Origin of the sequence: Arenimonas donghaensis DSM 18148 = HO3-R19 (assembly GCF_000743535.1) — a bacterium.
In the GTDB taxonomy this organism is placed as follows: Bacteria; Pseudomonadota; Gammaproteobacteria; order Xanthomonadales; family Xanthomonadaceae; genus Arenimonas; species Arenimonas donghaensis.
Genome location: NZ_AVCJ01000006.1, coordinates 69621 through 83212 on the forward strand (window position 1 = coordinate 69621; position 13592 = coordinate 83212).

Below are 13592 nucleotides of genomic sequence, written 5' to 3' on the forward strand. Positions count from 1 at the left end.
CTCCGGAAAACATCTTCAATGCCAGCGCGCGACGACGCGCGCGGCGAGTTCGGCGGGCGCGCCCGAGGCGGCACCCGCCTGCGCCACCGCCTCGGCGGCGCTGGGGTCGAAACAGCCGGACGGGTCCTGGGCCAGGACCAGGCCACCGGCCGCGTGGATTTCGATCACCGCCGCCACCAGGGCCGGGTCGGCGCCGCTGAGCACCAGTACCCCGCTTTCGGCCGGGAGCAGTGCGTCCAGCACGTCGGCCAGGCCACCGCTGGCGAAGGCGAGGTTGTTGCCGTCGCGGCGCGCGCCCATGCCGGGCGGCAACACCACGACGCGGCCCGGGAAGGCGAGCTTGCCTTCCTGGGCGAGATCGATCGGCATCTGGCTGGCCTTGGACAACTGGCCGACCAGGCGGTCGTGCTTGCCGGTGTCCAGGTGCTGGTAGAGCAGCACCGGCAGCGGCAGGTTGACCGGCAGCGCCGCCAGCAGCTGGCGCACCGCATCCGGGCCACCCAGTCCGGCCAGCACCAGCAAGGCGCCGGCATGCATGGACTGGCTGGGCGCCGCGTCCTGTTCGGCCAGGCTCAGGCGGCTGTTGCGCGGCGGCGGGGTCTCCGACACCGGGGCGAAGGCGACTTCGACGGGTTCATCGGGCGGGGCGTCGTCCATCGGCGCCAGCTCCAGGTTGCCGAAGCCACCGAAGCTGCTGGTGCCGGCCGCGGGCGCGGGCGCCGGAGCCGGCGGCGAGGCGGCCGGTGCCGATTCCGCTGGCGCCTGCGCATCGGGTTCGTCGAAGCTCAGGTCGAACGTGGGATCGGCGGGCTGCTGGCGCTGGTCGTTGGCTTCGAAGGCCTCGAGCTGCGCGGCCAGCGCCGCGACGTCGTCGTCGAGGGCGTCGGCCGGCGGTGCATCCTCGTCGCTGAAGCTGGAGAAGTTCACCGGGCCGTCGGCGAGCTCCATGTCGGCGAGCAGGGGCTCGTCGCCAGGCTCGTCCGCCAACCGGAAGTCCTGGGGCGCGTCGTCCTGCAGGCGCGGCAGGCTGTCTTCGTCCTCGAGCGACAGGCTGTCACCGAAATCCATCCCGGCATCCTCATCGGCGCCGTCATCGGCCGGGGGGGCGGGATCCGAGTCGCCGCCGCCGGCCAGGGCCTGTTCCAGGCCACTGAGGTCCAGCTCCAGGTCCAGGTCGACCTCGTCGGACGCGCCGGCACTCGCCGACGACGCACCGTCATCGGATCGGGGCTCGTCCGAGAGCTTGGGCTCGGCGGGCACCCATTCGGACAGGTCGACGGACTCGGAAGCGTAATCCTCGAGCCGCTCACCGGCCATGACGTCGGCGGGCTTGGGCGGCGCACCCGGCTCCATCCGCGAGAAATCCATCTGCGGCAGCGGATCGGCACCCCCGGGCATGGGCGGCAAGACATCGGTGCCAACCAGTTTGGCCGCCAGGTGACGGGCCCAGCGGGCCAGGTCCCAGCCATCGAGTTCGCGGGTGACTTCGGCGTCGTCGTAGAGGACCTGGACCCCGGGCTGGGCCAGCAGGTCGTCGAAGCGCTCCAGGGCATCTTCGATCGCCGGCTCCAGGCTCACCAGCACCACGCGCGGGGAATGACCCGCCACGTCGGCCGGGTCGAGCTCGGACGGGTCGCCTTCGGCCACCAGGTCGGCACCCAGCTCGGCCAGGGCCCGGCGAAGCTGGTCGCGGGCATTGCCCGGCCGGGCAAGCAGCGCGACGCGCACCGCCGCCTCAGCCATCGACCTGCTCCTGCTCCATGCCCAGCATCTCGAACACGTTTCGCATCAGTTCGACTTCCTGGTAGGGCTTGCCGAGGTAACGGTTCACGCCGATGTCGAAGGCGCGTTGGCGGTGCTTCTCGCCGGTTCGCGAGGTGATCATGATGATCGGCACGTCCTTCATGCGGGCGTCCGAGCGCATGTTCTGCGCCAGCTCGTAGCCGTCCATGCGCGGCATTTCGATATCGAGCAGCATCAGGTCGGGAATGACGTCGGCCATCTTCTCGATGGCATCGATGCCGTCCTTCGCGGTCAACACCTCGAAGTTGTGGCGTTCGAGCACGCGACCGGTGACCTTGCGCATGGTGATCGAGTCGTCCACCACCATCACCATCGGGACGCGATGCACCTTCGCCGGGGTCGCGGCAGCCGCGGCCGCGGCTTCCGCGGCGTGGTCCACCGAGGCCTGGCGGCGCACCAGCGGCGCGACGTCGAGGATCACGACCACGCGGCCGTCACCCATGATGGTGGCGCCGAAGATGCCCGGGATCGAGTTGACCTGCGGACCGACCGGCTTGACCACGATTTCCTTGCTGCCCAGCACCTGGTCGATGCAGATGGCGGCGCGCAGGTCACCCGAGCGTGCCAGCAGCAGAGGCATCTGCAAGCTGTCCTGGGCCTTGGCGGTGGAATGGCCGATGAGCCGGCCCAGGTCGTGGATGGCGTAGGACTCGCCGGCGTAGGTGAAGCTGGGTTCGCCGCTGGCGAGCTGCTTGTCGAGCTCTTCGCGATCGATGCGGCCCACGCCCTGCACCGAGGCGATCGGCACCGCGTAGCTGGTTTCGCCGATCTTGACGAACACCGCCTGGGTGACCGCCAGGGTGAACGGCAGCCGGATGGTGAAGGTGCTGCCCTTGCCCTGCTCGGAGTCGATGATCAGCGTGCCGCCGAGCTGGCGGATTTCGCTGTAGACCACGTCCATGCCGACGCCACGACCGGCCAGGCGGCTGACCTGGGCGGCCGTGGAGAAACCGGTTTCCAGGATGAAGCCGTACAGCGCGTTGTCGGAGACTTCGGCGTCGGCCTTGAGCAGGCCGCGTTCGATCGCCTTCTTGCGGATCGCTTCCTTGTCCAGGCCGCGGCCGTCGTCGCTGATCTTGAGCACGACTTCCGAACCTTCGCGCAGCACCTGCACGCGCACCGTGCCTTCTTCGGGCTTCTTGGCCTTGCGCCGGTCTTCCGGCGACTCCAGGCCGTGGGCAACGGCGTTGCGCAGCATGTGTTCGAGCGGCGCGGTCATGCGGTCGAGGACGTTGCGGTCCATTTCACCGCTGGCACCGTCGACCTTGAGGTTGACCTGCTTGCCGGTGTCGGAGCTGGACTGGCGCAGCACGCGGCGCAGTCGCGGCACCAGCGCGTCGAAGGGCACCATGCGCGTGCGCATGAGGCCTTCCTGCAGGTCCGAACTCACCCGCGACTGCTGCAGCAGCAGGGTTTCGTACTGGCGCACGAGGTCGTCGAGCGATCCCTGCAGGCTGGTCAAGTCGGCCGCCGACTCGCCCAGCGAGCGCGACAGCTGCTGCTGGGTGGTGAAGCGGTCGAGTTCCAGCGGATCGAAGGTTTCTTCGCTGGTTTCGCCTTCGCGCTGGTAGCGCGCGATGATCTGCGCCTCGGTTTCGATGTCGAGCTTGCGCAGCTGGTCGCGCAGGCGGCTGGTGGTCTGGCCCAGTTCGCCCAGGTTGCTGCGGAAGGCACCGAGCTGCTGCTCGAGTCGGGCGCGGTAGATGGCGACTTCGCCGGCGTAGTTGACCAGGCGGTCGAGCAGGTCGGCGCGGATGCGGACCTGTTCCTGCGGGGCGCGCACGCCCGAACCGTCCTCTTCCTCGCCCAGGCCCTCGATGGGCGCGGACAGCGGGGCCATGCCGCCAACGGTCGGTCCGCTGGCAATCTGGGTGGCGCGGTTGATCGCCGCTTCCTCGGCTTCGGCCGCCTTGCGGTCGAGCGCGGTTTCGCGCGGCGCGGCCGGCGCGTCGGGCGTGGCCGCCTTCTCGGGCGTGGCGTGGCCGGCATCGAGGGGCTTGCCCTTGGCGAGCGCGTCGATCTGGCCGATCAGGTTCGCCGGGAGCGCGATGGCCTTGCGTTCACCGACGCGGGTGACCATGACGTGCAGGCGGTCGAACGCGCGTTCGAGCACGACCACGCCAGCCGGATCGAGTTCGCGGCGGCCTTCGGCCACGACTTCGAGCAGCGACTCCATGGCGTGGCCCAGCTCGCCGACCGGGAAGATGCCGGCCATGCGGGCACCGCCCTTGAGCGTATGCAGGTCACGCTGCAGGCCGACCACCAGTTCGCGGTCGGACGGGTTGTCGCGCAGCTCGGCCAGCATGCCGTCGGAATGGTCGAGCAGGTCTTCGGATTCTTCCAGGAAGATGTCCAGCAGCTCGACGTCCAGGTCGCTGGTGTCGAGCGCGGCGTCGGGATCCTCCGCGTCGATGGCCAGCGGGACCTGGGCACGCGAACCGGTGTCGGAAGCCACCGCGGTCTCGACCTCGGGCTCGACGACCTCGGGCTCGACGACCTCGGGCTCGACGACTTCGGGCTCGACCACTTCGGGTTCGACGACCTCGGGTTCGGCGACCTCGGGTTCGGCGTCTTCGGATTGTTCTGTTTGATCGGCTTCCGGGACCTGGCCTTCGGCGGGCGCGCCGTCGGGCGACGTCGCGGCTTCGAGCTCTTCGAGCGACATGCCGTAGAGCTCGTCGACGGAGGCGTCCCCGGACGAAGCTTCATTGGCCGCTGCCTCGGCGGCGGCAGCCTCTGCAGCGGCAGCCTCTGCGGCGGCGGCTTCTGCGGCGGCGGCCTCGGCGGCTGCTTCTGCCGCGGCGGCTTCGGCGGCTGCCAGCGCGGCGGCTTCCTCGGCCAGCCTCGCCTCTTCAGCCTGGCGTGCTTCCTCGGCGGCTCGGGCCTCCTCAGCCTGGCGCGCTTCTTCGGCGGCGCGCGCTTCTTCGGCGGCGCGGGCCTCTTCGGCCTGGCGGGCCTCTTCGGCAATGCGCGCTTCCTCGGCGGCACGGGCTTGGGCTTCGGCAGCCTCGGCGGCGGCGGCTTCGGCGGCAGCGGCTTCCTCGGCGGCACGGGCGGCGGCTTCCGCCGCCTGGCGGGCTTCTTCCTCGGCCGCCTGGGCGGCGGCTTCTTCGGCGGCGCGCGCCTGGGCGGCTTCGGCCTCGCGGGCAGCCTCCTCGGCGGCGGCCGCTTCGTCGGCAGCCTGGGCCGCGGCAGCTTCCGCTGCTTCGGCTTCGGCCGCGGCCTTCAGGGCCGCCTCGGCGGCCTGCACGTCTTCGTCGGAAATGGACTCGCCGGTATCGGCTTCCGTGACCGACAGCATCGGCGCGGCGTCCGCGTCCGGGGTGGCTGCCGCGTCCGCGAGGAAGGCTTCGAGCGAAATGCGCTCCGATTCCGGGCTCTCCGCCGGCATCTGGACGTCGTCGCTGGCCTCGGCGGCCGGCTCGTCGAAGCTGGGCAAACCGGACAGATCAGGCGCTTCCAGGGCAACGGCGGTGGGCAGTTCGCCCGTGGCGTGGCCATCTTCCGGCCCCATCGGGGACATCGGCGTGGTCGCTTCCGGCATCGCGTCGCGCAGCGCCACCAGGCGCGCGGCCAACTCCGGATAAGCGGGCAGCGCGGCCCCGGGCCGCTCGAGCACGTCGACGGTATCGCGGATGGCGGCCGCCACTTCGGCGACGGCGGCGACGCCCTCCTGGCCCGGCACCACCTGCGCCGCCAGCGAACGCTTGAGCAGGCCTTCCAGCGGCGAGGTCAGGCTGGTGAGCACGGTGACCTCGGTCATCGCGAACGCGCCGTTCATCGTATGCACCGAACGCAGCAGCGGATCGCTTACCGGCTGCGGACCCTGGCTTGCGCAGCTGGCCAGCCAGGCGTCGATGGTTTCCAGATGGCCCGCGACCTCCGGCTTGAGGATTTCGAACAGCACCGGGTCGATGGCGAAACCCGACTCCGTGGACGGCGGCACCTGTGGGCCGTCTTCGGCCGGAGCCTCGACCACCGGCTCGGGTGCGGCCGCCTCGGCATCCTGCGTCGCGGACCCGGCCTGCGGCGCGTCGGTCGCGACGACCGGTGCCTCGGGCGCGGCCGCAACGGCGACCGGCTCGTAGAACACCTCTTCGCCAGCCGCCACGCGGTCGGCGATGGCTTCGATGCCACTGAGGTCGGCGTGGACGGTTTCACCCTGCAGCGCGGCACGCAGCAAGGGCAAGGTGTTGAAGGCATTCTCGATCAGCGACACCACCGCCGGGCTGGCGGCACGGGTGCCGTCGAGCACGCGGTTGAGCATGGACTCGACCTTCCAGCTGAACTCGCCCAGGGTCTTGGCGCCAACCAGGCGGCCGCTGCCCTTGAGGGTGTGGAACACGCGGCGGATCGGCCGCAGCTGCTCCATGTTGTCCGGCTGCTTGCGCCAGTTGGGAAGGATCTGCTCGAGGCTGGCGATTTCCTCCTGGAACTCTTCGAGGAAGACTTCGCGGATCTCATCGTCGATCTCGTCGCTGGCCCCGTCGAAACCCGGGATGGCCGGCAGGCCCGCCGCGGCGGACGCCGACTCGGCGGCGGATTCGGCGACCATCTCGACGGGCGCTTCGTGCTGCGGTTCCGGCTCGGGATCGCTGGCCGGTTCCGACGCGGTCTCGGCGTGCGCCGGCAGCGGCTCCTGACCGGCGGCCGTGTCGCCGGCCGTCAGTTCGGCCGGGAGCTCCAGGTCGATGCCCAGATCCGGGAACTCGGGCGCCTGTTCCTCCGGCGCGGGAGGCGGCGCGACCGGGGTGGCGGGCGGTTCGGGTTCGGCGGCGGCCACGGCGGCGCTGGGCACCGTCGATGCCGGCGGCGCCAGGTCTTCGGCCGGCAGCGGCCAGTAGCCGAGCGACTCGAGGTTCTGGCGCGCGACTTCGAGGATCTGCTCGCGCTTCGGGCGACGGTCGCGCAGGGCCTCGAGGAAATACTCCAGGCTGGCCAGCGCGTCGGCCAGGCGGTCCATCTGCTGGCCGTTGGGAACACGGCGGCGACGCAGCAGTTCGTTCTCGCTGAACTTGCGCACGGCGGCGAGGTACTGCGGTGCGTCCTGGATCTCCAGGATGCGCAGGGCGCCGGCGACTTCCTCGAGCAGGCGCGGCACGTCCGCCAGCTGGGCGTGGTCCCAGTGGGTTTCCACGAAGGCGACGAAACACTGCCGGGCCTGGGCGAAGTTGGCGATGGCCTCCTTGACCAGCACCTCCAGCACCTGGCGAGCCTCGCTGCCGGGCAGCAGGCGTTCGGTGCTGGCGGCTTCTTCGTCGGCCGGGGCTTCGGCTTCGCCCAGTCGTGCCACCTGGTCGTCGAGCGAGGCTTCGACGTAGAGCAGCGCGCCGGCGATGTCGAGCAAGGCCGACTCGTCGGCGGCACGTTCGCCGCTGGCGATGGCATGGATGGCGGTGCGCTGGTCCTGCACGACCCGGCGCGGCACGCCCAGGCCGAGCATGCCCAGGGTGTCGGCGACGCGGTCCAGGGCCTCGGCCTGTTCGCCCAGGTCGCCCGAATTGGCTTCCGGCGTGCGCAGGTGCAGGTCGAGCGCGTCCTTGACGCGCAGGAGGTCTTCCTTGATGGCGCCGGCGACGGTGGACAGCAGCGCCTTGTTGCGTCCGCTCAGGCTGCCACGGGCGTGGGCCAGTTCGGACTCGCTGGGCATGTACTGGCCCAGCCCGAAAACTTCGCGGATCTCGCCGATGCGGCCACCTTCGGTGGGTGCATGGGCGACGAAATAGAGCAGCTGCCGGGTCAGTTCCAGCGGCGGATCGCTGCGGAAGGCGGCATCCCCGCCTTCGGCGAGGCGCTTGATTTCCTGTTCGACCTTGGCCAGCGCCTGCTTGAGCGGCTTGCTGGCCTCGAACGCGCCCTTGGCGAGGGCGTCGAGCGTGCCGGCGGCGACCCAGAACAGGCGGCGGGCGTGTTCGGCGTCGGTGATCGGCACCAGCTGTTCGCAGACGTCGGTGAGGTCGCGGATGGTGTTGGGGCTGTTGTCGTCCTTGAGCCAGCGCAGCAGTGCCGACTGGAACAGGCCACGCATGCCTTCGGCGCGACGGCGCATTTCTTCGGCCGACAGCGGCTCGGCCGGGCCGGCGGCGGACGCCGGCAGCGGCCGCGACAGGTCGGGCGAAAACAGCACGGACTCGGACAGGCCCTTCTCGCCGCGCGGTTCGCGCAGTTCGTTGAGCAGCGGCAGCAGCACGATCGGGATGTCACGGTGGCCCGACTGCAGGCGCTCGAGGTAATCGGGCAACTGCACGATGCCGCGCATCAGCGCGGCGTAGCCAATGTCGCGGTCGGCGACCTTGCCTTCCTGAAGCGCTTTGGCCAGGTGCTCCATTTCTTCGGCCACCATGGCGGCGCCGTAGAGCTCGACCATGCGCAGGGTGCCCTGCACCTGGTGCAGCAGCGACGAACACGCCTGCAGCTGCGCCGGGTCTTCGCCTTCCTCAACGTAGGCCTCGAGGGCCTGCCGGGCCTGGCGAAGGGTTTCGTCCAGTTCCGGCTTGACCCAGGTGAGCGTGGTGAAATCGATGTTTTCGTGCAGCCTCATGCCGAGGTCCTGTCTAGGCAGGGACGTCCGGGGGGACGGCCATGCCGGTGTGTGGCCAGGGGCGGGCCGGGGAGGATGATCAACCCGGCAGCTTGAAGTCGGCGACCGAACGACGCAGGTCGGCCGCCAGCTGCGCCAGGTTTCCGATCGACTCGGCCGTCTGGTTCGCGCCCTGCGAGGTCTGGGTGGTGATCTCCTGAATCACGGACATGGTGGCCGTGATGTTGGTCGCCGCGGTGGACTGCTGGCGCGCCGCCTGGGAGATGTTCTGGATGAGGTCCGCGAGATCGTTCGACACCTTTTCGATCTCGCCCAGGGCCAGGCCCGCGTCCTCGGCGAGTCGGGCACCGGCCACCACTTCCGCGGTCGTCTGCTCCATCGAGCTGACCGCTTCGTTGGTATCGGACTGAATGGTCTGGACCAGGGCCTCGATTCGCTTGGTGGCGTTCGAGGCGCGTTCCGCGAGTCGCTGCACTTCGTCGGCCACGACCGCGAAGCCTCGGCCTGCTTCACCGGCGGAGGCCGCCTGGATGGCCGCGTTGAGCGCGAGGATGTTCGTCTGTTCGGAGATGTCGTTGATCAGTTCAACGATGGAACCAATTTCCTGCGAGCTTTCACCCAGTCGCTTGATTCGCTTCGAGGTTTCCTGGATCTGGTCACGGATGTTGTCCATGCCCTGGATCGTCTGGCGCACCACTTCGGCGCCCTTTGCGGCGATCTGCACCGAGCGCTGGGCCACGTCGGCCGATTCGGCGGAGTTCTTGGAGACCTCGTCGATGGACGATGCGATTTCGTTGATCTGCGCCGAGGCGCTGGTGATCTGCTGCGCCTGGTGTTCCGCGGCTTCGGCCAGGTGCATGGCGGTTGCCTGGGTTTCCTGGGCCGAGGCGGCCACCTGCACGGCGGTTTCGTTGATCGTGCCGACCAGTCGTCGCAGCTCGTCGACGGTGAAGTTGATGGAGTCCGCGATCGCGCCCGTGATGTCCTCGGTGACGGTGGCCTTGACGGTCAGGTCGCCTTCGGCCAGCGCGCCCATTTCGTCGAGCAGTCGCAGAATCGCTTCCTGGTTGCGCTGGTTCAGTTCCTGCGTGGTCGCGGCGCGGCGGCCGAGGTCGCGGAAGATGGTGGCCAGCAGGCCGATCAGGGCGACGATGACGCCGATGCCGCCGCCGATGGCGAAGTAGTTGTTCGGGAAGATACGCTGGTAGTTGATGCTGTCGAAGCTGGAGAACAGCGCCTGGCTGTTTTCAAGCAGCACGTTCGACTCTTCCGAGATCTGGGTCGCCGCGCCCTGCACTTCGGCCAGGTCGGCGGACGCGCCCAGGATGATGTCGAGGTCGGTCTGGGCTTCGGCCCAGAGTTCCTCGGCCACCGCCAGGTTGTCCTGGCCGGCCTGGGTGGTGATGCGCTGGTAGCCGGCGTCGGGGTTGCCGTCGCGGAAGCCGTCGAGCACCGAGGAGAACACCGTGGCGTCGCGCGAAAGCGCGTCGGCCGCGGACACCGTGCCTTCGCCGCCGGCGATGATTTCCGTCACGCGGCGCGACATGCGGTCGGCGAGCACGATCTGGCGGTTGGCGATGGATATCTGCGAGGCCGGGGCGTTGGCGTCCGACAGCGAGCGCACGACTTCGTCGAGCTGGAAGGCCAGTCGCGGCACGCGGGAGATGAACTGCCCGGCCGTATCGGCGAGGTTGAGCACCTGCTCCTCGGAAGCGTTGATGGTTTCGGCCGCCTGGGACATCGGCTCCCAGGTGTCGGTCACCTTCTCGAGCGCACTGGCGACGCCGCGGGAGTTGGGGTCGTCTTCGTAGCCGGGCACGCCTTCGGTGGTCGACCCGGTGCGCAGGGCGGCGACGATTTCGTCGACGCGGGCCTTGGTCGCCTTGAACTCGGCGAAGGCGTCGGCGTTGCCGTCGACGGCCTCCTGGGCGTACTTGGCCAGCTGCTGCGAGAGCACCTGCAGGTCCGCCGTCAGGCCTCGGGCGTTGTTTTCCTGCTCGTTGAGGTAGCCGGCGTAGATGAAGTTCGCACCGAACAAGGCCAGCGAGATGATCAGGATGATCGTCCAGAACCGGATGCCGAAGTTGGTGAACCTGTCGGTGATCGAGCGCGAGTTAGTGCTCATGACTGAACCTCATCCCCTGAATTAAAAGACTGCTGCAAAAATTTGGCTTCGTATGACCGCATCAGGCCGTGGCCTGGCGGAATTCGGGGGTGCGGGTCAGCAAGGACATGCTGAACACACCCCAGGTCTGGTCGGCCAGCTGGTAGGCCTGGCCGATGAAATGGCCGTAGCGGCCCTCGATGTCGCCGGCCGAGTCGGCCCGATGCGAGTCGTTGAAGGTTCGCTGGCCAAAAAGTTCGTCGATGGTCACGGCGACGTTCCCGCCGGCCTGGCGCACCACCAGCACGCGCTGGCCTTCGTGCACGACCGTGCGCTCGCCTTCCAGGAACATCTTCAGGTCGACCACCGGCAGCAGGCTGCCGCGGACGTTGGCGACACCCATCATCCAGTTCTGGGCACCCGGCACCGGCGTGACCGGCGGCAGCGGCAGGATTTCCACGACTTCGTCGAAGGACGACACCAGCCGGCGCTTGCCCAGGCGGAAACCAACGCCGCGCCAGTGGCCCGGCGCCTCGACCATTTCAGGACGACCGGCCTCATGGGCCAGCGAGCGCTGCTCGTAGTCGAGCAGGACCTCGAACGGACCCGGGCGCTTGTTCTGCGATGACGAGTGTTTTGCCATGGACTGCTCAGCCACCCGGGACGTAGGTGCGGATGGCCGAGAGCAGCTCATCGCGGGTGAAGGGCTTGGTGAGGTATTGCTCGGAGCCGACGATGCGGCCGCGCGCCTTGTCGAACAGGCCGTCCTTGGAGGACAGCATGATCACCGGCGTCTGCTTGAACATCTGGTTGTTCTTGATCAGGGCGCAGGTCTGGTAGCCGTCCAGGCGCGGCATCATGATGTCCACGAAGACGATCTGGGGCTGGTGGTCGGCGATCTTGGCCAGGGCCTCGAATCCATCGGTCGCCGTCACGACGTCGCAACCCTCCTTCTTGAGCAAGGTCTCGGCGGTCCGCCGGATGGTCTTTGAATCGTCGATGACCATGACCCGCAAGCCGGCCAGGCTGTTGTCGTCCATCTCACTCCCCATAACGATGCTGTCCCTGGCAATACGGGCCTCCGGGAAGCCCGCAGAATGACAGCTTATATCCCAGCCAACACGGAATGTGTCAAGCCGGAGGCGGATTGCGACGGGGATCACACCCGTGCCCTGATACGCTAGCAGCCCCTCAATACGACGATGCAGACGCCGATGTCCCTGGACGTGGCCGTGGTGATGGACCCGATCGGAAAGATCAAGATCGGCAAGGATTCCACCTTCGCGATGCTGCTGGAGGCCGCTCGCCGTGGCCACCGCCTGCATTACGTGCAGCCGGGCGGCCTGTGGCTGGACGCAGAGCGCGCCATGGCCCGCGTGGCGCCGCTGCAGGTGCGGGACGACCCGGCCGGCTGGTTCGAGCTCGGCCCCACCGTCTCGCGGCCCCTGGCGGCCCTGGACGTGGTCCTGATGCGGACCGACCCCCCGGTGGACGCCAACTACCTGCACGACAGCCATGTCCTCTCCCTGGCCCAGTCCCAGGGGGTCCTGGTGGTCAACGACCCGGCCGGCCTGCGCGACCTGAACGAAAAACTGGGCGCCCTGCTCTTCCCGCAGTGCTGCCCGCCGACCCGGGTGGCCCGGGACCCGGCGGTCCTGCGGGAATTCGTCACCGAACACGACCAGGTGGTGCTCAAGCCGCTGGACGGCATGGGCGGACGCTCCATCTTCCGGGCCTCGGCGGCGGACCCGAACCTGAACGTGATCCTGGAGACCCTGACCCAGGGCGGCCGGGACCTGGCCCTGGCCCAGCGCTTCATCCCGGAAATCAAGGACGGCGACAAGCGCATCCTGCTGGTCGACGGCGAGCCGGTGCCCTATTGCCTGGCCCGCATCCCCCAGGGCGGCGAGTTCCGGGGCAACCTGGCGGTCGGCGGCCGCGGCGAGGGCCGCCCGCTGTCCGACCGCGACCGCTGGATCGCCGCCCAGGTGGCGCCCGAGCTCAAGCGGCGGGGCATGATCTTCGTCGGCCTGGACGTCATCGGTGACTACCTGACCGAGGTCAACGTCACCAGCCCGACCTGCATCCGGGAACTCGATGCCCAGTTCGGCCTGAACATCGCCGGCCTGCTCTTCGACGCCATCGAGGCCCGCCGGGCCGCCGCCCGGGCCTGAGATGGCGCCCCGGCCCGTCACCGGCCCCGGCGACCGGCTCAGCGCCACCCTGGCGCTGTCGGCGATCCTGTTCGGGGTGCTCATCCTGGGCGTGGGCTTCGCGCTGGACCCGCCGGCGCCGGTGGCACCGACCCTGGACGTGATCCTCACCGAAACGCGCAGCGAGACGCCGCCCGAGGACGCCGACTTCATCGCCCAGGCCAACAACCAGGGCGGCGGCGACAGCGAACGGGCCGAACGCCCCCGCGAGGAACAGCTGGCACCGGTGCCCAAGCCCGAAGAGGGCCTGGCCCCGGAGCCGCTGGTGGCGCAGGCGCCACCCCCGGAACCGGAGCCGGTGCCCCGGCTGCTGAGCAGCACCGGCCCGAGCGAACAGGTGCTGCCGGCACCCGAGGACCAGCGCGACACCGAAACCGAGCCGCTGCCGACGGGCCGGGAGTTGGTGGAGCAAAGCCTGGAAATGGCCCGGCTGGCGGCCGAGATCGAGCGGCGCCAGCAGCTGCTGGCCAAGCGGCCCAAGCGCAAGTTCGTGTCGGCCAGCACCAAGGAATATGAATACGCAGCCTACCTGCGGGCCTGGGTGGCCCGGGTCGAGCGGGTGGGCAACCTCAACTACCCCGAGGAGGCGCGTCGCCGGGGGCTGTCGGGGCGGCTGGTGATGACGGTGGCGGTGCGCCGCGACGGCAGCATCGAGAACGTGCTGCTCAACAGCTCATCGGGCCTGGGCATCCTGGACCAGGCGGCGATGCGCATCGTGCGCCTGGCCGAACCCTTCCCGCCCCTGCCGCAGACCGCGGAACAGGTGGACGTGCTGCACATCACCCGCACCTGGCAGTTCCAGAACGGCAACGTCCTCTCCGACTGACCCCCGCCCCGACGCCCAGCCCCCTGTAGGAGCGCCTTCAGGCGCGAAGCTTTTTTCCGGGCTTCGGGACCTTGGTTTCGCGAGGCTGTACGAGGCGACCGGAGG

At 69.4% G+C, this 13592-nt stretch carries 7 protein-coding genes; 2 read left to right on the top strand and 5 right to left on the bottom strand.

The annotated features are described in order from the left end of the window. Nucleotides 1–15 precede the first annotated feature (15 nt). The 5 genes from N788_RS13780 to pilG form a co-directional block, all read right to left on the bottom strand. The gene (locus tag N788_RS13780) at nt 16–1743 is read right to left on the bottom strand and encodes a chemotaxis protein CheB (RefSeq protein ID WP_051924371.1); all 1728 of its coding nucleotides are present in this window, start codon (nt 1741–1743) and stop codon (nt 16–18) included. Further along, a complete protein-coding gene (locus N788_RS04935; protein WP_034221721.1) occupies nt 1736–8344 on the bottom strand; it encodes a FimL-related protein in 6609 nt (2202 codons plus the stop codon). The genes N788_RS13780 and N788_RS04935 overlap by 8 nt, the downstream gene beginning before the upstream one ends. Before the next feature lie 79 nt (nt 8345–8423). Continuing rightward, complete coding sequence (locus tag N788_RS04940; RefSeq protein ID WP_034221723.1) at nt 8424–10469, bottom strand: methyl-accepting chemotaxis protein; 2046 nt, start codon at nt 10467–10469, stop codon at nt 8424–8426. 61 nt (nt 10470–10530) lie between these two features. Next, nucleotides 10531–11091, bottom strand: a complete 561-nt coding sequence (locus tag N788_RS04945) for a chemotaxis protein CheW (protein WP_051924372.1) — start codon at nt 11089–11091, stop codon at nt 10531–10533. Nucleotides 11092–11098: 7 nt separating this feature from the next. Then, nucleotides 11099–11488, bottom strand: a complete 390-nt coding sequence (pilG, locus tag N788_RS04950; protein WP_034221726.1) for a twitching motility response regulator PilG — start codon at nt 11486–11488, stop codon at nt 11099–11101. Between the two features lie 174 nt (nt 11489–11662). Here pilG and gshB point away from each other — a divergent pair, with 174 nt between their 5' ends. Both gshB and N788_RS04960 read left to right on the top strand, forming a co-directional pair. Further along, nucleotides 11663–12622, top strand: a complete 960-nt coding sequence (gene gshB / locus N788_RS04955; protein WP_034221812.1) for a glutathione synthase — start codon at nt 11663–11665, stop codon at nt 12620–12622. Between the two features lies 1 nt (nt 12623). Then, nucleotides 12624–13487 (top strand): energy transducer TonB, encoded by an 864-nt coding sequence (locus N788_RS04960; RefSeq protein WP_034221729.1) that lies wholly within the window; start codon nt 12624–12626, stop codon nt 13485–13487. Nucleotides 13488–13592: the final 105 nt, after the last annotated feature.

What these genes read in the sequence shown, in the direction of transcription:
- N788_RS13780 (WP_051924371.1), bottom strand. Translation starts at nt 1,743, where the DNA reads ATGGCTGAGGCGGCGGTGCGCGTCGCGCTGCTTGCCCGGCCGGGCAAT.
- N788_RS04935 (WP_034221721.1), bottom strand. Translation starts at nt 8,344, where the DNA reads ATGAGGCTGCACGAAAACATCGATTTCACCACGCTCACCTGGGTCAAG.
- N788_RS04940 (WP_034221723.1), bottom strand. Translation starts at nt 10,469, where the DNA reads ATGAGCACTAACTCGCGCTCGATCACCGACAGGTTCACCAACTTCGGC.
- N788_RS04945 (WP_051924372.1), bottom strand. Translation starts at nt 11,091, where the DNA reads ATGGCAAAACACTCGTCATCGCAGAACAAGCGCCCGGGTCCGTTCGAG.
- pilG (WP_034221726.1), bottom strand. Translation starts at nt 11,488, where the DNA reads ATGGACGACAACAGCCTGGCCGGCTTGCGGGTCATGGTCATCGACGAT.
- gshB (WP_034221812.1), top strand. Translation starts at nt 11,663, where the DNA reads ATGTCCCTGGACGTGGCCGTGGTGATGGACCCGATCGGAAAGATCAAG.
- N788_RS04960 (WP_034221729.1), top strand. Translation starts at nt 12,624, where the DNA reads ATGGCGCCCCGGCCCGTCACCGGCCCCGGCGACCGGCTCAGCGCCACC.